At 71.6% G+C, this 25010-nt stretch carries 24 protein-coding genes; 15 read left to right on the forward strand and 9 right to left on the reverse strand.

Going from position 1 to position 25010, the window contains the following annotated elements; genetic code table 11:
• Nucleotides 1–4 precede the first annotated feature (4 nt).
• The 4 genes from D0T12_RS31025 to D0T12_RS31040 all read right to left on the reverse strand — a co-directional run bounded on the left by D0T12_RS31025 (nucleotide 5) and on the right by D0T12_RS31040 (nucleotide 2041).
• Entirely contained in the window at nucleotides 5–523 is a 519-nt protein-coding gene (locus D0T12_RS31025; protein WP_117404136.1) for a hypothetical protein, read from the reverse strand.
• Nucleotides 520–951, reverse strand: a complete 432-nt coding sequence (locus D0T12_RS31030) for a YbaB/EbfC family nucleoid-associated protein (protein ID WP_158581686.1) — start codon at nucleotides 949–951, stop codon at nucleotides 520–522. The genes D0T12_RS31025 and D0T12_RS31030 overlap by 4 nt, the downstream gene beginning before the upstream one ends.
• A 63-nt stretch (nucleotides 952–1014) precedes the next feature.
• Nucleotides 1015–1707, reverse strand: coding sequence for a YidC/Oxa1 family membrane protein insertase (locus D0T12_RS31035; RefSeq protein ID WP_117404139.1), 693 nt, complete (start codon nucleotides 1705–1707; stop codon nucleotides 1015–1017).
• Between the two features lie 46 nt (nucleotides 1708–1753).
• Entirely contained in the window at nucleotides 1754–2041 is a 288-nt protein-coding gene (locus D0T12_RS31040; protein WP_117404195.1) for a DUF6412 domain-containing protein, read from the reverse strand.
• Nucleotides 2042–2281: 240 nt separating this feature from the next.
• Here D0T12_RS31040 and dut point away from each other — a divergent pair, with 240 nt between their 5' ends.
• Together dut and D0T12_RS31050 are read left to right on the forward strand one after the other, a co-directional pair.
• Nucleotides 2282–2797 (forward strand): dUTP diphosphatase, encoded by a 516-nt coding sequence (gene dut, locus D0T12_RS31045; RefSeq protein ID WP_199487804.1) that lies wholly within the window; start codon nucleotides 2282–2284, stop codon nucleotides 2795–2797.
• Between the two features lie 3 nt (nucleotides 2798–2800).
• On the forward strand, nucleotides 2801–3628 hold the full coding sequence (locus tag D0T12_RS31050) for a DUF3710 domain-containing protein (RefSeq protein ID WP_117404143.1): 828 nt from the start codon (nucleotides 2801–2803) through the stop codon (nucleotides 3626–3628).
• Between the two features lie 204 nt (nucleotides 3629–3832).
• Here D0T12_RS31050 and D0T12_RS31055 read toward each other — a convergent pair whose 3' ends face one another.
• Both D0T12_RS31055 and D0T12_RS31060 read right to left on the reverse strand, forming a co-directional pair.
• On the reverse strand, nucleotides 3833–4534 hold the full coding sequence (locus tag D0T12_RS31055; RefSeq protein WP_117404145.1) for a PIG-L deacetylase family protein: 702 nt from the start codon (nucleotides 4532–4534) through the stop codon (nucleotides 3833–3835).
• Between the two features lie 20 nt (nucleotides 4535–4554).
• The gene (locus D0T12_RS31060) at nucleotides 4555–5835 is read right to left on the reverse strand and encodes an ArsB/NhaD family transporter (protein ID WP_117404147.1); all 1281 of its coding nucleotides are present in this window, start codon (nucleotides 5833–5835) and stop codon (nucleotides 4555–4557) included.
• A gap of 242 nt (nucleotides 5836–6077) precedes the next feature.
• On the opposite strand from D0T12_RS31060, the gene D0T12_RS31065 reads away from it, so the two are divergent.
• The 5 genes from D0T12_RS31065 (at nucleotide 6078) to D0T12_RS31085 (ending at nucleotide 11309) form a co-directional block, all read left to right on the forward strand.
• Complete coding sequence (locus D0T12_RS31065; RefSeq protein WP_117404148.1) at nucleotides 6078–6887, forward strand: ABC transporter ATP-binding protein; 810 nt, start codon at nucleotides 6078–6080, stop codon at nucleotides 6885–6887.
• Between the two features lie 2 nt (nucleotides 6888–6889).
• Nucleotides 6890–8248 (forward strand): FtsX-like permease family protein, encoded by a 1359-nt coding sequence (locus D0T12_RS31070; RefSeq protein ID WP_117404197.1) that lies wholly within the window; start codon nucleotides 6890–6892, stop codon nucleotides 8246–8248.
• Between the two features lie 92 nt (nucleotides 8249–8340).
• The gene (gene murJ, locus D0T12_RS31075) at nucleotides 8341–10155 is read left to right on the forward strand and encodes a murein biosynthesis integral membrane protein MurJ (protein ID WP_233526395.1); all 1815 of its coding nucleotides are present in this window, start codon (nucleotides 8341–8343) and stop codon (nucleotides 10153–10155) included.
• 49 nt (nucleotides 10156–10204) lie between these two features.
• Nucleotides 10205–10594 carry an OB-fold nucleic acid binding domain-containing protein gene (locus tag D0T12_RS31080; RefSeq protein ID WP_117404149.1) on the forward strand — a complete coding sequence of 130 codons (390 nt, stop codon included), beginning with the start codon at nucleotides 10205–10207 and terminating at the stop codon, nucleotides 10592–10594.
• Nucleotides 10595–10622: 28 nt separating this feature from the next.
• Entirely contained in the window at nucleotides 10623–11309 is a 687-nt protein-coding gene (locus D0T12_RS31085) for a DUF3159 domain-containing protein (RefSeq protein ID WP_233526396.1), read from the forward strand.
• A gap of 71 nt (nucleotides 11310–11380) precedes the next feature.
• Here D0T12_RS31085 and D0T12_RS31090 read toward each other — a convergent pair whose 3' ends face one another.
• Both D0T12_RS31090 and D0T12_RS31095 read right to left on the reverse strand, forming a co-directional pair.
• Nucleotides 11381–12040 carry a potassium channel family protein gene (locus D0T12_RS31090; RefSeq protein WP_117404151.1) on the reverse strand — a complete coding sequence of 220 codons (660 nt, stop codon included), beginning with the start codon at nucleotides 12038–12040 and terminating at the stop codon, nucleotides 11381–11383.
• The gene (locus D0T12_RS31095; protein ID WP_117404152.1) at nucleotides 12040–12705 is read right to left on the reverse strand and encodes a potassium channel family protein; all 666 of its coding nucleotides are present in this window, start codon (nucleotides 12703–12705) and stop codon (nucleotides 12040–12042) included. Before D0T12_RS31095 ends, D0T12_RS31090 begins: the two co-directional genes overlap by 1 nt.
• A 228-nt stretch (nucleotides 12706–12933) precedes the next feature.
• Here D0T12_RS31095 and D0T12_RS31100 point away from each other — a divergent pair, with 228 nt between their 5' ends.
• The 7 genes from D0T12_RS31100 to D0T12_RS31130 all read left to right on the forward strand — a co-directional run bounded on the left by D0T12_RS31100 (nucleotide 12934) and on the right by D0T12_RS31130 (nucleotide 22871).
• Complete coding sequence (locus D0T12_RS31100) at nucleotides 12934–14967, forward strand: APC family permease (RefSeq protein WP_117404153.1); 2034 nt, start codon at nucleotides 12934–12936, stop codon at nucleotides 14965–14967.
• Complete coding sequence (locus D0T12_RS31105) at nucleotides 14960–16297, forward strand: class I SAM-dependent RNA methyltransferase (protein ID WP_117404155.1); 1338 nt, start codon at nucleotides 14960–14962, stop codon at nucleotides 16295–16297. Before D0T12_RS31100 ends, D0T12_RS31105 begins: the two co-directional genes overlap by 8 nt.
• A gap of 51 nt (nucleotides 16298–16348) precedes the next feature.
• The gene (locus D0T12_RS31110) at nucleotides 16349–17533 is read left to right on the forward strand and encodes a GNAT family N-acetyltransferase (protein ID WP_199487805.1); all 1185 of its coding nucleotides are present in this window, start codon (nucleotides 16349–16351) and stop codon (nucleotides 17531–17533) included.
• Between the two features lie 176 nt (nucleotides 17534–17709).
• On the forward strand, nucleotides 17710–20043 hold the full coding sequence (locus D0T12_RS31115) for a glycosyltransferase family 2 protein (RefSeq protein WP_117404157.1): 2334 nt from the start codon (nucleotides 17710–17712) through the stop codon (nucleotides 20041–20043).
• Nucleotides 20040–21518 (forward strand): glycosyltransferase family 2 protein, encoded by a 1479-nt coding sequence (locus tag D0T12_RS31120; RefSeq protein WP_117404158.1) that lies wholly within the window; start codon nucleotides 20040–20042, stop codon nucleotides 21516–21518. The genes D0T12_RS31115 and D0T12_RS31120 overlap by 4 nt, the downstream gene beginning before the upstream one ends.
• 63 nt (nucleotides 21519–21581) lie before the next feature.
• Nucleotides 21582–22082: a DUF6221 family protein gene (locus D0T12_RS31125; protein ID WP_117404159.1), complete on the forward strand. Its 501-nt coding sequence runs from the start codon at nucleotides 21582–21584 to the stop codon at nucleotides 22080–22082.
• Nucleotides 22083–22472: 390 nt separating this feature from the next.
• Complete coding sequence (locus D0T12_RS31130) at nucleotides 22473–22871, forward strand: helix-turn-helix domain-containing protein (RefSeq protein ID WP_117404160.1); 399 nt, start codon at nucleotides 22473–22475, stop codon at nucleotides 22869–22871.
• 24 nt (nucleotides 22872–22895) lie between these two features.
• Here the strand turns inward: D0T12_RS31130 and D0T12_RS31135 are convergent, their stop codons facing one another.
• Nucleotides 22896–23924, reverse strand: coding sequence for a glycoside hydrolase domain-containing protein (locus D0T12_RS31135; RefSeq protein ID WP_117404161.1), 1029 nt, complete (start codon nucleotides 23922–23924; stop codon nucleotides 22896–22898).
• A gap of 252 nt (nucleotides 23925–24176) precedes the next feature.
• Between D0T12_RS31135 and D0T12_RS31140 the strand changes: the two genes are divergently transcribed.
• Nucleotides 24177–24989 carry a DUF11 domain-containing protein gene (locus D0T12_RS31140; protein ID WP_147339694.1) on the forward strand — a complete coding sequence of 271 codons (813 nt, stop codon included), beginning with the start codon at nucleotides 24177–24179 and terminating at the stop codon, nucleotides 24987–24989.
• Nucleotides 24990–25010: the final 21 nt, after the last annotated feature.

Below are 25010 nucleotides of genomic sequence, written 5' to 3' on the forward strand. Positions count from 1 at the left end.
CACCTCAGTTCATTCGAGGGAGGTTGGAGTACATCTCGTCAGCGGTGACGGCCATGGCGAGCGTGATTACGTCCCAGCCGGTGGAGCCGTTGGTCTTCAGGTCCACGGTCCAGGAGTCGCCGCTGATCGCGATGGTGGCGATCGGAGCGCCGGAGGTGTCGACGGCGTCGAGTGAGTCCCACGCCGGATTGGTCGTGATCGTTCCCATCGGTGCGCCGTCCGCGTCCTGGACGGTGAACTCCACCTTGAGGATCGCCAGTCGGCGTTTCTTCTTCTTGACGAGCGCGGAGGGAATCCCGTCGGCCGCCGTCACGCGGCACTCGTCGTCGTCCTCGCCGTCGAAATCGGGCATCTCGAACAACAGCGCGCCGTCCGCCCGAACGATCCGCAGGGTTCCGCCCGAGGTGAACATCGTGCGCCAGGTTCGGCGCGGGCGCTCCACCCTGGCCAGCACGTTGCCGTCCCAGTCGGTGAAGACGTCGTCGGAGTAGAGCAGTTCGCCGGTTCCGAGAAGCGTGCTCATCGCTCGAAATTCCTCCGCATCTGCTCGAAGATCTTGTTCGCGTCGCGGAGGCCGCCGGTGAACAGGTCCTGGATGCCCGCTATCGTCTCCTTGAGTTCGGCCGGGTCGGGCTGCAGATCGGCCGGGTTCGCGGCGCCGAACAGTTCGCCGGTGAGTTCGTCAAGTTGACGTTGGAGGTCCTGCTTGGCCGCCTGCGCGACCTCGACAATGATCTCAGCCAGTTTCTCCGATCCCTCGCGCATGGCGCGGGGATCGATATGAAGTTCAGCCAGGTCGCCGGAAGGACCCCAGCCGATTGTGACGCGGCCGTCGGCCGATTCGGCGCGGCCGACCAGTTCGGCCGTCCGTGACTTCAGCTTCTCCGTGTCGGCCAGCTGACGCTCGGAGGCGCGCAGGATTTTCTCGAAGTCGAACTCGGGAGGTAACAAGGGGAGCCCTTCACCGTCTCGTTCACCAAATGTCAGTCCAATAGTAGGCTCACCGGAATCTCGTCAGTGGCCGATTGCGACCACTCTGCGGTGCAGGATGGTGCGTTCTGCTGCCGTCCAGGCGGTCGTCGTCAGCAGGTACAGGCCCGCTGCCAAAGGGACGAACGCCGCCACGGCGACCGTTCCGAAAGGCACGAGGCGCGCGACCGTACCCATCGGGCCCTCGGCCGTCACCCGGCGGGACGACCACGTGGCCACGGCTGCGAGGAGAGCGAACAGTCCCAAGAAGACGAGTGAGGGCGGGGAGAACAGGCCTGCGCCGACGACGCCGATCCAATTCTGCCCGAGCGGTGCCGCCAGCAGCGTGTGCGTGAGGAGCAGGTTCTGGTGGCCGGCGACCGTCGCGGAGACGAACAGCCGGTACATGACCATGAAGAAGGGCACCTGCACGAGCATCGGCAGGCATCCGGCGGCCGGTGATACGCCCTCCGCCTCGAACAGCGCGGCCGTCTCCCGCCGGAGCCGCACCGGATCCTTCGCGTGCTTCCTCTGGAGCTTCTGTACCTCGGGCATCAGGCGGGTCCGCGCCCGCTCGCCCCGCGCCGCGGCGACGGACAGCGGAACCATCAGCAGGCGCACCGCGGCGGTGAACACGACGATCGCGAGCGCGGTGGCGAGACCGCCGGCGAACGGGTGCAGGACGTCCGCGAGCCCTCCGACGAGGGCGGCGGCGACCGAAACGGGAAAGTCGAGCATGAGAGAGCCTTCCGGAGAGAGGAGATCGGTGGCGTTTCGGCCGCGCTCAGGCGGCCGCGATCTCCGTTCCGGGGGCTCTGGGACGGGGACGTCCCGGCGCGTCCGGATCGCGTTGCGGGAGGTAGGCCGTGCGAAGGGTTCGGTCGCGCAGGGTCGTCCGGACCCGTGCCGGTGTGGATTGGTGGCGGGTCGTGGGGAGCCGGACGGTGGCCAGGATCAGCAGGCCCGTCACGGCGACCGTGGCCAGGGCCAGCAGGCCCGGGTTCCCGGAGGCCGCCCACCCGGCCACGGCGAATCCGCGAAGTATCGCGGAGATCACCAGCGACCAGATCATGAGTGGGCCCTTCTCGGCGGCGTTCCGTTCTGATCGACGCTTGCCGGGACCGGCGGGTTCCCCGATGTTCGATATGCGCGTTTCTTCCATAAGTGGGCGAAACTTCCGGGCGGGGGCATACTGCGGAGCGGGTAGGGTCAACTGCCGGACTCGCCCGGTGGCGGCGTTTCAGCGCCGGCCGGGCATGGCGCCCTGGGTAGGGTCGTGAGGTTTCCGGCACGTGAGCGGCGAGGTGGACGCGTGAGCAAGGTCGATGTGCTGATCCGGCGGCTGGATCCCGGGCTCCCCCTGCCGGAGTACGCGCACCCGGGCGACGCGGGCGCCGATCTCGTCGCGGCCGTGGACGTCCGGCTGCCTCCCGGGGAGCGCGCCGTCGTCCCGACCGGCATGGCGATCGCGTTGCCCGATGGCTACGCCGCTTTCATTCACCCCCGGTCCGGTTTGGGCGCTAGGTTGGGGGTGACGATAGTCAACGCACCCGGTACGGTCGACGCCGGCTATCGGGGTGAGATCAAGGTGACCCTGCTGAACACCGACCCCCGCGCCACGGTGAGCCTGCGGCGTGGAGATCGCATCGCGCAGATGGTCGTGCAGCGGGTGGAACGGGCGGTGTTCCACGAGGTCGCGGAGCTTCCCGGATCGGCGCGCGGAACCGACGGTTTCGGCTCCACCGGCGGATTCGGTCGCGGACCCGGCGAGCGTGGGCTCGCGGGCGCGGATAATGCAGGCAATGAGCACAGTCGAGAAGGAGCGTGAGTCGTGGTTTTTGGACGTCGCCGGCAGGCCGAGGAGCCCGAGAAGGGGCCCGAGGTGACCGAGGAGCCGGCGGAGGCCGCCGAGGAGGCTCCCGCCGATGAGGCCGCCGCCGAGGCGGCGCCCGCCGGGGGCGGTCCCTGGGACTCCGAGGACTCCTTCCCCGATTTGCAGCGGCTCGACTTCGGGTCCCTCCGGATTCCGGTGGCGGAGGGGCTCGGTTTCCAGGTGAACTTCGAGGCCACCCAGGTGGACGAGGAGGGCAACCCGCTCGACGGGCGGCCGGTCGCGGTACTGGTGCAGTACGAGGAGAGCGCCATGCAGTTGCAGGCGTTCGCCGCCCCGAAGCGCAGCGGCATCTGGGACGACGTGCGCCGTGAGACCGCCAAGGACATCCAGGAGGAGGCCAAGGGCCAGATCCAGGAGGGCGAGGGCCCGTTCGGCCCCGAACTGCTGGCGATGGTGCCGCAGCCGCTGACCGAGGAGGTCCTCGCGGAGATGCCGGAGGACTTCCGCGCGCAGATCCCCGCCGAGTTCATCGAACAGGGTTGGGCGCCGCAGATCATCCGTTTCCTCGGTGTGGACGGCCCCCGCTGGTTCCTGCAGGCCGTCGTGCAGGGCGCCGCGATCGAGAACGAGGAGCAGTGGCAGGTCCTGGAGGACGTGCTGCGCGGTGTCGTCGTCGTCCGCGGTGACGCCCCCATGCCCCAGCGCGACCTGCTGGAACTGCAGATTCCGAAGGAGTTCCGCGAGGGCGGCGCGGAGGAGGAAGAGGAGGCCGTGGAGACCTTCGACCCCTTCGAGCGCGGCCCCGAGATCACCGAGGTCCGCTGACCCGGATCGCCCCGGACACCGGCCGCACGCCTTTACGGACGTGCGGCCGGCGGCTTTTCGCTGGGTCGTGCGCGCCCCGGCCCTTGCCTTCGACGCCTCCCGAGTGCTGAATCAGGACATGTCGAAGAAGACACGGAAACGCCGGGCCCGTAAGCGCAGCAAGTCCAACAAGGGCAGGCGGCCCAACGCCCGCCACTGAGCGGGCTAGCTCTCGATCATCTCGAACGTGATCGCGTGTTCGACGCCGACGGCGCGTCCCGCCTCCTCGGCGTTGCCGGTGAGGAACGCCGCCGCGTCGAACTCCTCGCCCAGGTTCGAGAAGTACACCTCGTGGGCGAGCAGCGAGTCGATGCACGCCGGCAGGTGGCCGGTCACGTCCACGTAGTGCGTGGCCCGCGGTGACCCGCCGAACAGCGCGAACCGGACGCCCTGCCACGGGTCGAGGCCGAGGTCGCGGAACACCCACCGGTTGGCGGCGTCCCTGATCGCGTCCGCGACGGCGAGCCCGAGGACCCGGTGGTCGGCCATGTTGAACCCGCCGCCGGGGAACGTCTCCCGGAAGTTCAGCGACAGCACCACGTCCGGCCGGTGCCGCCGGATCGCGGCGGCGAGCGAACGCCGCAGCGGCAGCCCGTACTCCAGCACGCCGTCCGGGAAGTCGAGGAACTCCACGGTCTCCACCCCGACGATCCGCGCGGCCTGCACCTGTTCGGCGCTGCGGATCCGGGCGACCTCGTCCGGATCCATCGAGTCGATCCCGGCCTCCCCGCGGGTCGCCATCACCTCGACCACGGTCTTGCCCTGACCGGTCCACTTCGCGATCGCCGCGGACGTTCCGTACTCCACGTCGTCGGGATGCGCGACGAGCGCCAGCGCCCTTTCCCAATCCTCAGGTACCTCGTCCATCCCCTCATCCTCGCCCACGGCTACAGGTAACGCAGCCACAGGTACGGGGTGGCGAGGGCGACAGTGACGAGGGTGACGACGAGGCCGTAGCGGGTGAAGTACCAGAAGCTGATGGGCGAGCCGTGGCGGGCGGCGATGCCGAGGACGACGACGTTGGCGCTGGCGCCGATCGCGGTGGCGTTGCCGCCGAGGTCGGCGCCGAGGGCGAGCGCCCACCACAGGACCTGGCCGTCGTCGCCGGGGTACTGCCGGACGAGGTCCGCCACGATCGGGCTCATCGTCGCGACGTAGGGGATGTTGTCCACGATCGCCGACAGCCCGGCCGACGCCCACAGCAGCAGCATCGCCGCGGCGCCGAGCCGGCCTTCGGTCGCGTCGGCGGCGGCCTCGGAGACCTCGCCGATCACGCCGGTCTCGACCAGCCCGCCGACCATCACGAACAGCCCGGCGAAGAAAACCAGCGTCGGCCACTCGACCTCGCCCAGCGCGTCCTCGGTGGTCACCTTGGTCGCGGCGACGAGCAGCCCGGCGCCGAGGAGCGCGACGACGGACGGCTCGTAGTGCAGCACGGGATGCAGCACGAACGCGGCGACGACCACGGCGAGGACGGCCAGGCCCTGCACGAGCAGCCGCCGGTCGGTGATGACCTCCCGTTCTTTCAGCGCCATGACCTCGGCGGCGAGCTTCGGGTCGTAGCGGAACGCCGAGCGGAACAGCCAGCGGCAGAGCAGGCAGAACACCGCCATCAGCAGCACGACCAGCGGTGCCAGGTGAACGAGGAAGTCGTTGAACGACAGGTCGCCGCGGCTCGCGATGATGATGTTGGGCGGGTCGCCCACCAGCGTGGCGGTGCCGCCGATGTTGGACGCCATCACCTCGGCGACGAGGTACGGCTCGGGTCGCAGGGCGAGCCGTTCGCAGACGAGGAACGTGACCGGCGCGATCAGCAGCACGGTGGTGACGTTGTCCAGCAGCGCCGACGCGGACGCGGTGAGGACGACCAGCATCACCATCAGCCGGTAGGGGCGGCCCCGCGCCCGCTTGGCGGCCCAGATCGCCACGTACTCGAACACGCCGGTCTGCCGAAGCACCGACACGATCACCATCATCCCGAGGAGCAGGAAGATGACGTTCCAGTCGATCCCGGACTCCTCGGAGTAGAAGGAGTCCTCCGCGTCGGTGATGTGCAGGAGCAGCATCAGGCCGGCGCCGCCGAGCGCCACCGCCGTCCGGTGCACCTTCTCGGTGGCGATCAGGACGTAGGCGCAGAGGAAGATGACGATCGCGACTGTGGCCTGCACGAAGTCTCCTGATCGGCGTACGCGTGACTGGACCTGCCGACCAGACTTCCCGGCGCACCGTCAGCGACTGTAACCCGTCCGCCGCGGGCCGGGTGACACCGGGGGCGGCCCGGCGCCCCCGGCGGGGGTGGGGTTTTGCCTACCTCGATCGGCGTGCTGGACCCATCCTCCGCGGCCGTCGCCGTCCGTAACTTCGATCTTGCAGGCGCCCCGAGGTGGGGCGATGGGCGGAAGGTAAGGCGATGATCGGACGTAAGGGACCGGCCCCCGTGGGCGGGGCACAGGGCCAGCCCCAGGGGGAGGCGCTGCGCCTGGACGGCGTGCGGAAGGTGTACGGCGCCGAAGACAACCGGGTGGTCGCGCTGGACGGCGTGTCGCTGTCGCTGCCGACGGGGTCGTTCACCGCGGTGATGGGGCCGTCCGGGTCGGGCAAGAGCACGCTGCTCCAGTGCGCGGCGGGCCTGGACCGTCCCACCGAGGGGCGGGTCTTCGTGGAGGGCGCCGAACTGTCCGGGGACGGCGAGGCCGCGTTGACGAAGTTCCGCAGGGAGCGGATCGGATTCGTCTTCCAGCAGTTCAACCTGCTGCCGACGCTGACCGTGACGCAGAACGTGGTGCTGCCCCTGAAGCTCGCGGGCCGGAAGGTGGACCGGGGGCGGGCGCGGACCGTCCTCGAACGCGTCGGCCTCGGCGAGCGGCTGAACCACCTGCCGGCGGAGCTGTCCGGCGGGCAGCAGCAGCGCGTGGCGATCGCGCGGGCGCTGGTGACGCGGCCGCGGGTGGTGTTCGCCGACGAGCCGACCGGCGCGTTGGACACCCGGAGCGCCCGTGACGTGCTGGTTCTGCTGCGGGAGTCGGTACAGGTCTCGGGGCAGACGGTCGTGATGGTCACCCACGACCCGGTCGCCGCGTCCTTCGCGGACGCCGTCCTGTACCTGGCGGACGGGCGGATCGTCGGCCGGCAGGTCGCGCCGACCGCCGAGGCCGTCGCGGAACGGATGACGCACCTGGCCGAAGAGGTCGAGCGGCAGCGGACGATGGCGGAGGCGTGACGATGTTCCAGTTGGCGATCAGTTCGCTGCGCAGGCGAGCCGGGGCGTTCGCGGCGACCTTCCTCGCGATGTTCCTCGGCTCGGCGATCATCATGGCGTTCGCGTCGATGCTGGACACGGCGGAGGCGAGCGGCGCGACCGGAACGGCCAGGGAGACGCTCGTCGTGATGGCGAACGTCGTCGGCGGCTGGGGCCTGCTACTGGTGATCTTCGCGGTCACCTCGACGCTGACCCTGTCGGTCCGGCAGCGGGCCGCGGAGGTGGCGCTGCTGAAGAGCGTCGGCGCGACCCCGGCGCAGCTCCGCCGCATGATCGTCGGTGAGGCGGCGGCTCTGGCCGTGGTGGCGGCACTGCTCGGGATCGTCCCGGGGATGCTCCTCGGCCGGGGGCTGCTCGGCCTGCTGCACGACACCGACCAGGTCCCGGCGGACGTCGGGTACAGCTTCGGCCCGGTCGCGCTGTCCATGGGCATCGGCATCACGTTCGTGTCCGCGGTCGGCGCCGCGCTGATCACGGCCCGCCGCACGACCCGCGTCCGGGTCGTCGAGTCGCTGACGGCCGCGGCCGTCGACACCGGACGGCTGACCAGGAAGCGCATCGTGTTCGCGGTGATCTTCATCCTGGTCGCCGTGCAGCAGGCGATCATCACCGTGACCGTGATGGACGGCAAGGGCACCGACGCGATGGCGACGTCCGGGCAGGCCGACATCCTCGCCGCGATCGGCCTGGCGCTGCTCGCCCCGGCGATCATGCGGCGGGTGACGGCGCTGGTCGCGGGTCCGCTACGGCGGTTCGGCGGCGCGGCGGGCGGGCTCGCCGCCGACACCATGCGCCGCCGCACCTCCGCGCTGGCCTCCGCCGTCACGCCGATCATCCTGTTCGTCGCGACGGCCGTCGGGACGCTGTTCCTCCAGGCCACCGAGAACGCGGCGGTGGCCGCCTCCGGGCTCGCCAAGACCAACGAGCAGAAGAACATCGAGACGCTCAACTTCGTCGTCATCGGCATGGTCGTGCTGTTCACCGCGATCATGCTGGTCAACACGCTGGTCGCGGCGACCGCGCACCGGCGCCGCGAGTTCGGCCAGACGCGGCTCGCCGGCGCCACGCCCGGCCAGGTGCTCGGTGCCGTCGCGGTCGAGTCGGCGGTGCTGACCGTCACCGGGGTCGCCGTCGGAACGGTCGCGTCCGTCTTCACGATCGTCCCGTTCGGGCTCGCCCGGAACGACTCGGCCACCCCGGACGGCAGCGTGTGGACCTACCTCGCCGTGGTGGCGCTCGCCGCCGTCCTCACCGGGGCCACCGCCTACGCGGCGACCCGCCGGGCCGTCCGCGTCCCCGCGGTCGAGGCGGCGCTTCGCTGACCGGCCGCCGAACCGGCACGCCGCCGCGTGGGCGCCCATCCGCACGGGATGGGCGCCCACGCGGCATACTGGCGCGTCCGGGGGTGGTGCCGATGGACGAGCCCGACAAACGCCGCATCCTGATGCCCGCGGTCCTCGACGAGGCCGAGCGCGCGGAGCCGCCCGGCGAACCCGAGACCGGGCTCGTCCCGGTCCGCGACCCCGAGGACGTCGCCGACCCCGGGACCGCCGACCGGCCCGGCTCGGAGGGCGACGAGATCGGCGGCGCCGCGCAGGCCGCGCCGCCGGGCGTCGCGCACTCCAGCGCCGTCATGGCGATCGGGACGGTCTTCTCCCGCCTCACCGGCTTCCTGCGCACGGTCGTGATCGGCGCCGCGCTCGGCACCGGGCTGCTCGGCGACGCCTACCAGGCCGCCGAGATGATCCCGTACACGGTGTACGAGCTGCTGCTCGGCGGGCTGCTCGCCAGCGTGTTCGTCCCGTTCCTGGTCAAACGGCGGATGCGGGACGCCGACGGGGGAGCGGCGACCGAGCGGCGGCTGCTCGGCGTCGTGCTGGTGTCGCTGGCCGTCCTGACCGCCGCCGCCGTCCTCGCCGCCGACCAGCTGATCTCCCTGTACGCGGGCGGGTACCAGGGCAGGCAGCGCGAGGTCGCGGTGCTGCTCACCCGGATCCTGCTCGTGCAGATCTTCTTCATCGGCGTCAGCGGGCTGGCGAGCACGCTGCTGAACGTCCGACGCCGGTTCGGGGCGCCGATGTGGGCGCCGGTCGTCAACAACCTGATCACGATGGCGGCGGGGCTGCTGTTCCTCTGGATCGCCGGGCGCGGCCGGACCACCGCGAACGTCACCGACGGCCAGCTCGCCCTGCTCGGGATCGGCTCCGCGGTCGGCACGGTCGCGCAGAGCGCCGTCCTGGCGTGGACGCTGCGGTCCGCCGGATTCCGCTGGCGCCTGCGCCTCGACCTGCGCGGCTCCGGGCTCGGCGAGGCGGTGCGGGCCGCGTCATGGATGCTGCTCTACATCGTCGTCGCGCAGGCGGGCGTCCTCGTGACCGCGAACGTCGCCACCCGCGCCGGGGACCGCGCCGTCGACGCCGCCGGGCACCCCGTCACCGGCAGCGGCCTCGCCGCGTACAAGTTCGCGCTCGTCGTCTTCCAGCTCCCGTACGCGATCATCGCGGTGTCGGTGATCACGGCGTTGCTGCCGAGGATGAGCGCGCACGTCGCGGACGGGCGCCGGGACCTCGTCCGGGACGACTTCTCCCGCGGCCTGCGCCTCGCCTCGGCGCTGCTCGTCCCGCTGTGGCTCGGGATGCTGGTGTTCGCGGTGCCCGGCTCGGTCACCTTCTTCGCCTACGGCAGCCTCACCGAGGACGGGGCGCGCCGCATCGGCGCCGTCCTGACGGTCTTCGCCGTGATGGTGCTGCCGTTCACCCTGCACCAGCTCCTGATGCGCGTCTTCTACGCGCTCGGCGACACCCGCACACCCGGCCTGATCGCCGTTCCGGCCGGGATCGTCCAGGCTGGGACGGCGTTGGCGCTGCTCCGGTTCATCCCGGCACGGCAGGTGGTCCTCGGCCTGCCCGTCGCGTACGGCCTGTTCTACGTGGTCGGCGCGGCGGGGGCCGCGTTCGTCCTGCGGCGCCGTCTCGGCGGCATGGACGGCCGGCGGATCCTGCGCGCCCTCGTCCGGCTGCACCTGGCCGCCGCCCCCGCCGTCGTGTTCGCGGCGGCGGCCGTGTGGGGCCTCGGCCACCTGCCGGGCGAACGGCTCCCCGCCCTGCTCGCCCTGGTCGTCGGCGGGCTCGGTGGCGGGGCGCTGTACGTCCTGACGGCCCGGCTGATGGGGGTTCCGGAGATCGGATATTTCACCGCGATGGCAGCGGCGAGAGTCCGCCGTTCCTGACCGAGGGCGGGGGGTCCGATTCGTCCGGGGATGCCATACGCTTCGTGGCATGGACGAGGAATCGGCCGATCGGGGGAAAGGCGGCCTGCGGCGCTTCCTGCGGCGCATGGCGTCGAGCAGGGCCGAACTCGAGGCCGAGGAGCTGCAGAAGTCCTCCGGTGACGAGGGCGCGACGCCGATCACCGAGTGCGCCGAGCGCACGCGACACCGTGTGGCGGGTACGCTGCGTACGGTGACGCTCCGTCCGCGGGGCGGCGCCCCGGCGCTGGAGGCGGAGCTGTACGACGGCACCGACGTGATCAGCCTGGTCTGGCTCGGCCGCCGTAAGATCACCGGCATCGACCCGGGGCGCATGCTGCGCGCCGAGGGGCTGGTGAGCACGCAGGACGGGCGCAAGGTCATGTTCAATCCGCGATACGAGCTGCGCGGCGGTTCGTGAGGGCCGCCACGGCGGTCGGGAGTTCGACGTGAGCGAAGTGGAAACGCCCCAGGACGACAGGGTCGCGCACGACACGGTCGAGGCGGCCGTGCGCGCCCAGCTCGCCAAGGCTCTCGGCGGCGTCCGCGGCATGATCGAGGCCGCGGTCCCCGTCACCGCCTTCACCGGCGCCTATGTCGCGACGAAGGACGTCAAGCTCGCCGTGGGCGCCGGCGCCGGCGCCGCGGTGCTGCTGCTGGCCGTGCGGATCGCGCAGCGCTCCAACCCGCAGTTCGTCGTGAACAGCCTCGTCGGCATCGCGGTCGCCGCGTTCTTCGCGCTGCGCTCCGGCAAGGCCGAGGACGCGTTCCTGCCCGGCATCATGCTCAACGCCGCCTACGCCGCCGCGATGATCTTCTCGATCGTGGTGCGCTGGCCGCTGGTCGGCTTCATCATCGGCACGGTCACCGGCGACCCGACCGCGTGGCGCCGCGACCCCGGGATCGTGAGGCTGTGCTCCCGGCTGACCTGGCTGCTGGTGTTGCCGTGCGCTGCGCGGGTCGCCGTCCAGTACCCCATCTACCTGGCCGACGGCGACCAGAGCGGCCTGCTCGGCCCCGCCAAGATCGTCATGGGCTGGCCGTTGCAGGTGGCGGCGCTGGCCGCGATGGTGGGCCTGCTCGCCCGCGGCCGCACCCCCATCGACCGGCCCATCGACCGGGAGAAACCCGCCTAGCCGCGGCGCCGTCGCGGGCCGGTCGAGGAGGCTCGCCTCCCCGACCAGGCAACGCGTCCGGGCGGCCCGTCTCAGTGGCCGCCGAGGAGTTCGGCCAGTTCGTCCTCCACGTCCTGGCTGGCGAGGAACATCAGCTCGTCACCGGGCTCCAGCGTGTCGTCGGCCGTCGGCACCAGCACCCGGCCCTCCCGCAGGATCGCCACCAGCGCCGTGTCGCGCGGCCAGTCCACCGAACCGACCCGCTGCCCGCCGAGCGGCGCGTCCTCCGGCAGCGTCAGCTCCACCAGGTTCGCCTCGCCCTGCCGGAACGTCATCAGCCGTACGAGGTCGCCGACGCTCACCGCCTCCTCAACCAGCGCTGACAGCAGCCGCGGCGTCGACACCGCCACGTCCACGCCCCACGACTCGTTGAACAGCCACTCGTTGTTCGGGTGGTTGATCCGGGCCACGACGCGCGGCACCCCGTACTCGGTCTTCGCCAGCAGGGACACCACGAGGTTGACCTTGTCGTCACCGGACGAGGCGACCACGACCTGGCAGCGCTCCAGCGCCGCGTCGTCCAGGGCGGAGATCTCGCACGCGTCGGCGAGCAGCCACTCGGCGCGCGGCACCATCTCCACCTTGATGGCCTTCGGGTTCTTGTCGATCAGCAGGACCTCGTGCCCGTTCTCCAGCAACTCCTGCGCGATGGACCGGCCCACCGCGCCCGCCCCGGCGATCGCGACCCGCATCAGGACTCCTCCCCGTTCCGCGCCGCGACGGCGGCGTTGACGCGTTCGAGATCGTCGGCGCCGGCCATGATGTGCACGATGTCGCCGTCCTGGATCACCGTGTCGCGGTCGGGGACGAGGGCCTCGCCCATCCGCGACAGGAACGCCACCCGCGTGCCCGCGTGCTCCTCCAGCGCGCCGACCTTCTCCCCGACCCATAGCCCCCCGGAGTCCAGTTCGGCGAGGACGACCGCGCCGGTCGGATCCCGCCACAGCGGCTCGGCGCCCTCGGGGAGCAGCCGCCGCAGGATCTGGTCGGCGGTCCACCGGACGGTCGCGACCGTGGGAATGCCGAGACGCTGGTACACCTCCGCGCGCCGCGGGTCGTAGATCCGGGCCACGACGTTGTCGACGCCGAACGTCTCCCGCGCCACCCGGGCCGAGATGATGTTGGAGTTGTCGCCGCTGCTGACGGCCACGAACGCCGACGCCCGCTCGATGCCCGCCTCGGCGATCACTTCGCGGTCGAAGCCGAACCCGGTGATGCGGCGCCCCCTGAACCCGCTGCGCAGCCGCCGGAACGCCTCCGGGTTCTGGTCGATGATGGCCACCGAGTGACCCTTGTCCTCCAGGATGTGCGCGAGCGTCGAACCGACCCGCCCGCATCCCATGATCACGATATGCACGGCCGTTCCTTCTTCCGTCCAGGGAGACGTTCCCCCTGTACCCCCCGCGCCGTGCACGGCATTCGTCGATGGCCGCCCATGCCGTGCCGCACTCGAGGATCGTTTCCTGTGAGGATCCCTACCGGGCTGCAAACCTACACATCCCCCCAGGGGAGCACTACCCGGCCCGCCCTCATGCAGGTGGGGGCGAAACGGCCGCGTCCTGCCCGAAGGCTAGGCTCTCCTCTCGTGTCGAAGGTTCCGAACCTTACGAAGCGGCTGCTCGTCGGGCGGGCGCTGAGCAGCTCCCAGCAGCACGAACAGCTTCTCAAGAAGCGCATCGCGCTACCGGTCTTCGCCAGCGACGCCCTGTCGTCGGTCGCGTACGCCCCGCAGGAGATCCTTCTCGCGCTCGGAGCGGGCGGCCTGGTGATGTACCACTACACCCCCTGGGTCGCGGCGGCCGTGGTGGTGATCCTGCTGACGGTGGTCGCCTCGTACCGGCAGAACGTCCGGGCCTACCAGAGCGGCGGCGGCGACTTCGAGGTCGCCACCGAGAACCTCGGCGGCAACTGGGGCGTGGTCGTCGCGAGCGCGCTGCTGGTCGACTACGTCCTCACGGTCGCGGTGTCGGTGTCGTCGGGGGTGGAGAACCTCGGGGCGCTGCTGGGCTTCATGCGGCCGCACGAGGTCGCCGTCGCGATCGGCATCGTGGCGCTGCTCACCATCGGCAACCTGCGCGGGATCAAAGAGGCCGGCGTCGCGTTCGCGATCCCGACCTACCTGTTCATGTTCGCGGTCCTCAGCATGCTGCTGTGGGGGGTGGTCCGGCTGGTCGCCGGCACCGACCTGGAGGCCGAGACGGCGGGCTACGAGGTCCGCGGCGACGAGACCGACGTCGCCGGGTTCGCGCTGGTCTTCCTCCTGCTGCGGGCGTTCTCGTCCGGCTGCGCCGCCCTCACCGGGGTCGAGGCGATCAGCAACGGCGTGCCCGCGTTCCGCAAGCCGAAGGGCGAGAACGCCGCGAAGACGCTGCTGGCGCTGGGGCTCGTCGCCATGACGCTGTTCGGCGGCGTCACCGCGTTCGCCTACATCACCGACGCCAGGTTCGCCGAACCCGACCACGGCAGTCAGTTGATCGACCCCGAGACGGGACGGGCCGTCGAGCACGCCGACCCGGTGGTCGCGCAGGTCGCGCACACGGTGTTCAGCAACTTCGAGCCGGGCTTCGCGCTCGTCACCGCGATGACCGCGCTGATCCTGTTCCTGGCCGCCAACACCGCCTACAACGGGTTCCCGGTGCTGGGATCGGTGCTCGCGCAGAACCGCTACCTGCCGCGGCAGCTCCACACCCGCGGCGACCGGCTCGCCTACAGCAACGGCATCATCATCCTCGCCACCATGGCCGGGCTGCTGATCTACGCCTATGACGCGTCCGTCAGCCGGCTGATCCCGCTGTACACGGTCGGCGTGTTCGTGTCGTTCACCGTCAGCCAGGTCGGCATGGTCCGGCACTGGAACCGGCTGCTGGCCGCCGAGCCCGACGCGGCGCAGCGCCGCCGGATGAAGACCTCCCGCGGCATCAACGCGTTCGGCGCCACCCTCACCGGCGTCGTCCTGGTCGTGGTGCTGATCACCAAGTTCGCCCTCGGCGCCTACATCGTGTGCATCGCGATGCCGGTGCTGTTCCTGCTGATGAAGGGCATCAGGCGGCACTACGACCGGGTCGCCGACGAGCTGGTGCCGTCCGGGGAGGAACTCGCGCTGCCCGCCCGCAACCACGGCATCGTGCTCGTCTCTAAGATCCACAAGCCGACGTTGCGGGCGCTGGCCTATGCCCGCGCGACCCGTCCGTCCACGCTGGAGGCGGTGACGGTCGCGGTGGACGCGGCGGAGTCCCAGCGGCTCCAGGCGGAATGGGACGCCCTCGACGTCCCCGTTCCGCTGAAAATCCTCGACTCCCCTTACCGGGAGATCACCCGGCCCGTCCTCTCCTACGTCAAGAACGTCCGGCGCAGGAGCCCCCGCGACGTCGTCACCGTGTTCATCCCCGAGTACGTCGTCGGCCACTGGTGGGAACAGCTCCTGCACAACCAGAGCGCCCTGCGGCTCAAGGGACGGCTGCTGTTCCAGCCGGGCGTCATGGTCACGAGCGTCGCGTGGCAGTTGCAGTCGTCCGACCGGCTGAAGGGACGGGTCGAACCGCCCGGACCCGGCTCGTCCAGGCGCCCGCCGCGGACCGGGGCGCCTCCCGGTGCGGGTAGTGTTTCGGAACGTGACTGACCTCGAACCCGACGTCCTCGACCTGGAGGTCGGCAACGTCGCCAACGGCGGATTCTGCGTCGCCCGGCACGAGGGCCGCGTGGTGTTCGTCCGGCACGCCCTGCCCGGCGAGCGGGTCCGGGCCCGCGTCACCGAACGCGCCAGGAACTTCCTCCGCGCCGACGCCGTGGAGATCGTCGAGGCGTCCCCCGACCGGGTGGAACCGCCGTGCCCGTTCGCGGGCCCCGGACGCTGCGGCGGCTGCGACTGGCAGCACGCCGCCCTGCCCGCGCAGCGCGCCCTCAAGGCCGCCGTCGTGGAGGAGCAGTTGCGGCGGCTCGCCGGGATCGAGCGCACGGTGATCGTCGAGGAGGTCCCGTATCCGGTGGAGTCGGACGTGGCGCCGCCGCCGGGCCTCGGCTGGCGCACCCGCGTGCAGTTCACCGTCTCCGGCGGCGCCGTCGGGCTGCGCCGCCACCGCTCCCACGACATCGAACCCGTCGACGAGTGCCTGATCGCCCACCCGGGCGTGGAGCTGATGGGCATCGAACGCAAACGCTGGCCGGGCGCGTCCGGGGTCGAGGGCATCGTGTCCGCGACCACCGGCGACCGCGTCGTCGTCCTGCGTGGCCGTGACCGCCGCAAGATCCGGGTGCCCCGCCTGGACGTGCCGGTCCGGCTCGTCCGCGGCAAACCCGAACCCGGCGCCGGGCTCCCCTACGTCCGCGAGGAGGTGGCGGGACGCCTGTACCAGGTGAGCGGTAGCGGTTTCTGGCAGGTCCACCCGGGTGCCGCGGAACTCCTCGCCGGCGCCGTCGTCGACGCCCTGGAACCAAAACCGGGCGACATCGCGCTCGACCTGTACTGCGGCGCGGGCCTGTTCGCCGGGGTCCTCGCCGACCGGGTCGGGCCGGACGGCCTCGTCGTCGGCGTCGAGTCCGACGGGCAGGCGGTCCGCGACGCCCGGTTCAACCTGCGCGACCTGCCGCAGGTTGCCATCGAGCGCGGCGCCGTCGAGGAGGTCGTCGGCGACCTGGAGTTCGGCCGCGCCTCCGGCGGGTCCCGGGCGCAGAACAAGCGCGGCGGCGGCCACCAGGGCGGCGAGCGCGTCGGCGGCGCCGACGTCGTCGTCCTCGACCCGCCCCGCGCCGGCGCCGGACGCGACGTCGTCCGGCATGTCGCCCGCCTCGCCGGCCGCAAGATCGCCTACGTGTCCTGCGACCCCGCCACCCTGGCCCGCGACCTGGCGTACTTCGGCGAGCGCGGGTGGACGCTGGAGACCCTCCGCGCGTTCGACGCCTTCCCCATGACCCACCACGTGGAGTGCCTCGCGACGCTCGTACGCGGCTGATCCACGCCGGGACCAGCGAAATGCGGTTGCGCCGGGACATAGCGTGGAAGGGTGATCGAGCTCAGAGAGATTCCCGAAGGCGATGTCGACCGGATGGTCGACCTCGCCGGAGTGGTGTTCCACAACCGGGTCGAGAAGTCCGAGTACGAGAACGAGACGTGGCTGCCGCGGCGGGCCGAGCGCACCGGCGCCTACGACGGTAAGGATCTGGTCGGGCAACTCGCGGCCTTTCCCGCGCGCCTCGCCGTACCTGGAGCGGTCCTCGACTGCTCCGCGGTCACGCTCGTCGGGGTGCTGCCCACCCATCGTCGCCGCGGTGTGCTCACGTCCATGATGGACCGGATGCACGCGGACGCGGCCGCCGCGGGACGCCCGGTCGCCGCGCTGTGGGCGTCGCAGGGCGCCATCTACGGGCGGTACGGCTTCGGTCTGGCGACCCGCGCGATCGACCTGGAGGTCGACTCGTCCCGGGAGCTTAAGCTGCGCACCGAGCCCGATTCGGCGCCGCTGCGGCTGCTCGACACCGCGTCCGCCCCGGAGGTCCTCGACCCGATTTACACCCGTGCGCTGTCGACGCGTCCGGGCAGTCTGCTCCGCGAGCCCGAATGGTGGTCGCGGTTCGTCCTCCCCCCGACCGACCGGGAGGCCCCCGGCTTCACCGAGCCGCGCGTCGTCGCCCATCCCGCCGGATACGCCGTGTACCGCACCAACGCGGAGCGGACGGTCCGGGTCGACGAGCTCTTCGCCGAGACGCCGCGGGTCGAGGCCGCGCTCTGGCGGTACCTCGCCTCGATCGACCTGACGTCCCGTATCCAGGCACCCGGCCGGCCGGTGGACGACCTGCTCCCGCACATGGCCGTCGACCCCGACCAGGTGTCCGTCAAGGGCGACTGGGGCGCCCTCTGGCTCCGGCTCGTCGACATGCCGACCGCGTTGCGGTCCCGTTCCTGGGCTACCGACGACACGTTCGTGCTGGAGGTCGGCGACCCGCGCGTCCCGGCGAACGAGGGACGGTGGCGGCTGCGGGTCGGTGCCGCACCGGCCTGCGACCGGACGACGGAGCCACCGGACCTGACCCTGTCGGCCTCCGACCTCGCCGCCGTCTACCTGGGCGGCATGCCGGTGACCACGCTGGTCCGGGTCGGCGCGGTGACCGAGCACACGCCGGAGGCCGCCGTCCGCCTGGACGCGGCCCTCGCCGTGCCGTTCGCGCCGTACATCGCCGACGACTTCTGACGCGCCCGCGCGCCGGGGATCTTTGCCGGGGTTTGAGGCATGGTTAGGGCCGGTGAGCGGAACCGGTCGTGAGAATGAGATCCAAGATCGTTACCGTGCCGCGGCCGGACGATCGAGGACCCTTCACCACGAGGCCTTCACCACGAGGACCGGAAGTCGCCTGCCATGTCCCCGCCATGTCCCGCGTAGCCTGCGCGCCACCGGCACGGGCCGTCGTCCACGACGGTGTCGCGGTCGTCATGCCCGCCTACCGTGAGGCGGCCAACCTGGCGTCCACCGTGGAGGACTTCCTCGTCACGCTGGACGCCGCGGGACACGACCACCGGATCGTGATCGTCGACGACGGCAGCCCCGACGCGACCGGCGAGATCATGGACGAGCTGGCCGCGCGGTACCCGGACCGGATCATCGGCGTCCGCCACGCCGTGAACCGCGGGTACGGCGCGGCCGTCCGGACCGGGATCACCGCCGCGCTGGAACGTACCAACCTGCGGTGGCTGCTCCTGACCGACTCCGACGGCCAGTACAAGGCCGCCGACCTCCTCGCGCTGCTGCGCCTCCGGCGGGAGCAGCGCGCCGACGGCGTGATCGGGTACCGCCTCCACCGCGCCGACTCGCCCGCCCGCCGCCTCAACGGGCATCTGTGGACGGTGGCGAACCGCCTGCTGCTCGGCACCCGCAGCCGGGACGTCGACTGCGCCTACAAGTTGCTCGACCGGCGACTGCTCGACGATCTGCGGCTGGTGGGCGAGGCGGCCGCCATCGACCCGGAACTGCTCGCCAAGATCCAGCGGCGCGGAGCCCGGATCGTCGAGCATCCCGTCGACCACCATCCCCGCGAGCACGGCCGTCCCACCGGCGCCTCGCCGTGGGTGATCGCCAGGTCCCTGGTGAGCATCCTCGGCGTCTACCGGAACCTGATCGCCGAGGGCCACCGGTGGCGCGCGGCGCGGTGGCTCGTGCGGCCCCGGGATCCGGTGCTCGCCCTGGTGACGCTCGCGGCGGTGGTCCTGTCGGCCGTCGCGTTCGCGCACCACCTTCGGCACGGCACCGTGCTGGCCTACGCCGACTCGCTGTCGCACCTGCTGATCACGCGCCGGGTGATCGACGGGCCCACCGCGGGCGCGGCGCAGCTCGGCGGGGTGTGGCTGCCGCTGTCGCATCTGCTGTCGCTGCCGTTCGCCTGGAACGACGTCCTGTTCTACTCCGGCTTCGCGGGCGCGGCGGTCTCGATGGCCGCCTACGTGGTGACGGTCCGGTACGTCTATCTGATCGCGGCGCGGATGGCGGCGGACCGGACGGACGGTGCCGGAGACCGGGTCGCGGGCGCCGCGGCCGCCGGGCTGTTCGCCCTCAACGCCAACGTGCTCTACCTCCAGAGCACCCCGATGACCGAACTGCTGCTCTTCGCGTGCGTCGCCGCGGCCGTCCACCATCTCCAGGCATGGTGCCGGACCGGACGGTACGAGCAGTTGGCGATGGTGTCGTGCGCGACGGTCCTGGCCACGCTGACCCGCTACGAGGGCTGGGTGCTCGCCGTCGCGGTGACCGCCGTCGTGGCCTATGTGTCGGCGCGCCGCTGGAGGAGCTACGCCCGGGTGGAGGCGCATCTCGTCTTCTTCGGGGTGGCGGCGTTCAGCGGTGTCGTCGGCTGGGTCGGCTGGAGCTACGTGATCTTCGGGGATCCGCTGTACTGGTACTCCGGCGAGTACGCCGACCCGTCCCTGTGGGCACTGTCCGGCGACCGGAACATCGGCGCCGCGGGCGTCTCGTCACGGACGTACGCGCTGGCGATGGTCCATGACCTCGGCTGGGTCACGCCGGCCGTGGCCGCCGCCGGGCTGCTCGTCCACGGATGGCGCGAGCGGGCGCGGCCGGTGTCCGTCGCCCCCTACACCCTGCTGGTCTTCCTTCCGTTCTTCGTCTACGCGCTGTACTCGGGGCAGCGTCCGCTGCACGTCCCGGAGATCCACGGGGGCTCCTACAACGTGCGGTTCGCCCTCGTCATGATTCTGGCGGCGTCCGTCTTCGCCGGGTATCTGGTGTCGTTGGCGCCGCGCGGGACACTGCCCCGGACCTGCCTCCGGACGGCCGTCGCGGCCGCCGCGGTCGCCACGGTGCTCGCGGTTCCCGGGACCGCGACCGTCGCCGAACCCCTGAGCTGGAACGCCGAACGGCAGGGACGGGCGGTCCGGGACGGCGCGGCGTGGCTGCGCCGCCACTACGACGGCGGCACCGTCCTGATGGAGAACTACGGCAACGAGCCCGTCGTCTTCCACGCCCAGATCCCGATCGGGCGGATCGTGTACGAGGGCAGCTTCGGGCTGTGGCGCAGGGCGCTCACCGACCCGGCGGGCGGCGGGATCCGCTGGATCTACGCGCGGACCGTCCCGAACCTGCCCGACGAGACCTGGCGGACCCTCCGCGACACGCCCGCCCTCACCCGCCACTACACCCTCGTCTACCGCGACGCCGTGCAGCGCGTCTACCGCCGAACGGACCCTCGATGACGCAGACGACGCAGGTGAAGGCCGCACCGGCGTCGTCCGGGCGGACCCACCCCATCGCGCCCCTGACCGACGAGCTGAGCGCGCGGCGCCTGCTGAGCCGCGGTCAGGCGGTAGCGGGCGGAACGGTGTTGGCTGGGCTCGCGCTCGCGCTGATCGTCGACATCGTCGTCGAGTCCGGTCCGCCGTTCGCCTGGGGACAGGGCGTCGTCGCGCTGCTCACCGCCGCGTACATGCTGACGCTGCTGTTCCGGGCGGTCCTCGTCGCCGGGGCCTGGCGCTCCCCGGTGATCACGTTCGGGGACGGGGAACTCCACGGCCTGCCCGACGAGGAACTTCCGGACTACACCGTCCTCGTTCCGCTGCACCGGGAGGCGAACGTCCTGCCGCTTCTGCTGGACCGGCTCGGACGCCTGGACTATCCCGTCGACCGGCTCCAGATCCTGCTGCTGATCGAGGAGGACGACGACGAGACCCGCGCCGCCCTGCCCGACCTCGACCCGCCGTTCGAGGTCGTGATCATCCCTCCGTCGCAGCCCCGCACCAAGCCGAAGGCGTGCGACATCGGCCTCGCGCGGGCCCGCGGCGAGTTCGTCGTCATCTACGACGCAGAGGACCGCCCCGACTGCGACCAGTTGCGCAAGGCCGTGCTGGCGTTCCGCTCCCTGCCCGACCGGACCGTCTGCGTCCAGGCGGAACTCCAGTACTGGAACCCGTGGACGAACTGGCTGACGCGATGTTTCGCGGCCGAGTACGCCACCAACTTCTGCCTGTGGCTGCGGAGCCTCGACCTGTACCGTCTGGCGATTCCGCTCGGCGGGACGTCCAACCACTTCCGCGCCGACGCCCTCGCCGACCTCGGCGGCTGGGACCCCTACAACGTCACCGAGGACGCCGACCTCGGCATCCGCATCGCCCGCCGCGGCTGGGAGGTGCGGATGATGGCGTCGGTCACCGAGGAGGAGGCCAACAGCCGCCTGGGGAACTGGATCCGGCAGCGGAGCCGCTGGATCAAGGGGTACATCCAGACGTGGCTCGTCCACACCCGGCACCCACTGCGCCTGTGGCGCGAACTCGGCACCAGACGCATCATCGCCTTCCACCTCACCATGGGGTTCTCGACGCTCACGACACTGGTCAACCCGTTCTTCTGGGCGCTGACCCTGGTCTACGTCTGCACGGGCACCCGCCACGTCCAGGCCCTGTTCGCGGCGCCGACGCTCTACTGCGGGGTGACGGCCATGGTCGTCGGCAACCTGCTCGTCATGTACTGCCTGATGGCGGGCTGCATGGAACGCGGCCTGTACCGCGCGGTGCGGGTCATGCTCACCGTCCCGCTGTACTGGGCGCTCATGAGCGTCGCCGCCTACCGGGCCGTCTTCCAGCTCGTCCGGCCGAGCCGGCGCCATTTCTGGGAACTCACCGACCATGGCCTCGTCAGCCAAACTCCCGACCCGGACGCGTCCGCGCGGACCTGACCCCGCACTGATCTTGTAGTGGCAGGATCGGTACCGGGCGCGTCGACGGCGAACGGAGCGGTTGTGAGCGATCTGGTGGAGTTCCTGCGGGCCAGGCTCTTCGAGGACGAGGACACCGCGCGGTGGGCGGCCGACTACCGGTCCCGTCCGAACGGCGGTCCCGACCTGTCGGGTTCGGAGCGATGGCAGTGGGTCGAGACGACCTCGGGCGAGCGGCTCCGTCTGGGACGTCGCCCGATGGACCACCTCCAACGGCCCGTCTCGCTGCGGAGCGTCAACGAGTACCCATGGCGGAGCCGCCCGGGGTACGGGCCGCACTTCGTCCTCGACGTCTCGTTCGTGAAGGAGGGCGTGGCGCTGCACGTGGCCCGCCATTCACCGGCGCGGGTGGTGGCGGAGGTGCGCGTGAAACGCCGCCTCCTCGACCTGCACTCGCGAATGAACGGGACGGGCGTCTGCGAAGCATGCGGCGAACACGTCCGCGAGGGCGGCTGTACCACCCTCCGCCTCCTGGCCACCCCATACGCCGACCACCCGGCATACCGAGCGACCTGGCGCGTCTAACCCGACGCCCCCACACCGGACGGTCACAAGCTGAGCGGCCGTGCGTCGCGGACACTGGACGGTCGGGCCCTGTGCCGGGCGGTCGCGGTGGTTGTGCGTCGGGAGCTCGGACGGTCGGGATGCGTACCGGATGGGTGCGTACCGGTACTCGAACGTGGCGTGGTCATGTGTCGCGGGCGCTGGACGGTCGAAGCCTAGGCCTGGGCGGTCGCGCATCGGACTGTCGTCGCTGAGCTTCCACCTGTCGGTCTTCGACATCCTCGGGATGCTCGGCGCGGGCGGCGCGCTCGTCCTGCCCGGCTCGGACGCCCGCACGGACGCGGCCGCGTGGACGCGGATGGTCGGTGGTGGGGCGGATCGGGGTGGTGGAGGTTTCCTGGTGTTTCCGGCATGCTGGGCGGCATGGCCGGGGACGTGGACCGGGAGCGGGTCGCCAAATACGCGGTCGCCCGGCGCGGGTCGCTCGGGCTGACGCAGGAGCAGGTCGCCGAACGGGCCGGGGTGACGGTCAAGACCATCTACAACCTGGAGTCGGGGGAACGGTGGCCGCAGGCGCGGACCCGTGCCGCCGTCGAGGAGGCCCTGCGGTGGCGGCCCGGTGATCTCGCGCGGGTCGGTGAGGGCGGGGAGCCGCTCGGCGGACGGGACCGGGACGCGGCCGACGAACTGCCCCGCGAACTCGCGGAGCTCAACGCCTATTTCGCCGATCTGCGGACCGACCCGGGCGAGAAACGGCGCCTGGCGCTGGCGTTCCTCCGCGCCCTCTACGGGGAGCCGGACGGACGTTGAGTTACCGGGTCTTTCCGCCGAGAGTCATTTCCAGAACAGCACCTTGGCGGTGCCCTGGGTGACCGTGGCGGGCGCCTCGCCGTGCTGGATCAGCTGGAACCGCACCCGGTGGCCGGCCCCGACGGTGTCGGCGGCGAGCCCGTACACCAGGTTCGTCGTGTCGCCGACGGACACGAAGTCCTGGACGGGGCCGACCGCGAACGTGTCGGTGTCCTCGATACGAACCTCGATCGCGCGGGCCTGGATGAGGGTGCCGGCGGGGACGCCGGTGACTGTCGTCGCCACCGACAGGCTGTAGTGGGCGGAACCGGTCAGCAGGCTCGGGCCGCCCTTGTCGTGGTGCTGGTGCTCGCGGTCGGAGTACTCCTTGGCCCAGCCGACGGTCGTCCACGCGCCGGGAGGAAGCTGCTGTCGCTCGCCGCCGGTGCCGACGGACACGTAGTCGGGCATGTCGTCTCCCTCGGGCGAGACGCCGACGCGCCACTGCCCGTAGTCGCTCTTGACGGCGCGGTCGTAGTCGACGGTGACGCCGTTGATCCGCTGGTCGTTGGAGTACTGCTGGAGGTGCGCGCGGTCGTCCCACCGGCCGTCCGACCAGGCGTAGGTCTGCCAGCCAAAGGTGATCTTCCCGGCGTCGAACGCGCGTTTCAGTGGACCGTGCCCCGCGTAGAGGCCGACGCGGCGGCGGCCGAGGACGCTCGCCGCGCCGTCGAGGTAGGCGTTGATCTCGTCCTGGTGGCCGGGGGAGGCGTCCCAGTCGGCGGCGAAGTAGATCGGCCGGTCGTCCGGCATGCCGCACGCCGTGGCCTGCGCGGCGGCGTCCCGGGCGTCGGCGACGCCCGCGGCGCGCCCGTCCAGCGGGCGCTTGGCGGTGGTCTCCCAGACGACGACGAGCCAGATGCCCGCGTCGGAGAGGCTCTCGGCCTCCGCGCGGGTGAGGTTCTTCCCGGTCTTGTCGTGCGAGAGGTAACGGCACGCGAACTTCACCCCGGCGCGTTTGAGCGCGGCCACGCCTGGACGGCCCCACGCGTAGTCGACGCCGAAGACAGCCATGTCAGCTCCATGGGTCGCGGGTGCGGTCCGTCCGTCGCATTCAACAGGGCACGCCCGGGCGGCGCAGCGGAACCAAGGGTGTTCCATCCGTGACGACAGTCGTCACTATCTGTCACGACACGCCGACACGGCGCTAGGCGGACGGCCGGGCGCTCGCTACAACGGACCTGTCCGTAGGAAGAAACCGCAGGCCACGGGGGGCTCATTGTGATCCGGACATGGAGGGGGCGCGGTCTCCTCATCCTGGCGGCCGTGCCGCTGGCGGGGGCCGTGCCGATGGCGGACGTGGCGGTGGCGAAGCCGCCCCCGCGCCCGAGGACGCACGCCGAGCCGTCGAAGGGCGTGGTGCTGCGCACGGCGGCTCCGGAGAAGGCCGTGGTCCCGGGACGCGCCTACGCGTGGGCGTGGACGTTCCGGGTGACAGGCAAGGCCCGCGCGAAGTCCGGCGAGGCGGTGTTCCGGGCGACGCTGCCGGAGTCGCTGGCGTTCGTGTCCGGCGAGAAGGCCTGCGCGTCCAGTGGACGGGAGGTCGTCTGCGCGCTCGGCACCGTCCGGCGCGGTCAGAAGATCGGCGGGGTGATCAGGGCCAAGGTGCTCAGGCGGGCCGAGCCCGGTAGGACGATCAGGCTGCGCGGCAGCGTCACCTGGCGCGGGACGCGCGTGACCACGCGGTTCCCGGACGTGCGCGTCTCCCGCACCGCCGACCTCGCGATCATCGAGACCGCGCCGGCGAAGGCGCGGAGCGGGGCGCGGATCCGGTACGCGCTGGGCGTCCGCAACCTGGGCCCGGCCACGGCCGAGAGCGTGACCGTGGAGTCGCGGGGGCCGATCAGGCTCGTCGGGCACGACACCGCCTGCCTGCCGCGTGGCCGCGACTACGTGTGCGCGGTGGGATCGCTCCGGGCCAGGGCGTCCAGGACGCTGCACTTCGAGGCGGTGCCGCGCGGAAGCGTCCGGGCGGGCACGGTGCTGGAGTCGTCCTGGCGGGCGACGTCACCGACCCCGGACGCCGACGAGTCGAACAACCGTGCCGTCGTCCGCACCCGGATCACCGCTCCCCGCTGAGCGAACCGCTGGTCGGTGGCG

Origin of the sequence: Actinomadura spongiicola (genome assembly GCF_003432485.1) — a bacterium.
Classification (GTDB): domain Bacteria; phylum Actinomycetota; class Actinomycetes; order Streptosporangiales; family Streptosporangiaceae; genus Spirillospora; species Spirillospora spongiicola.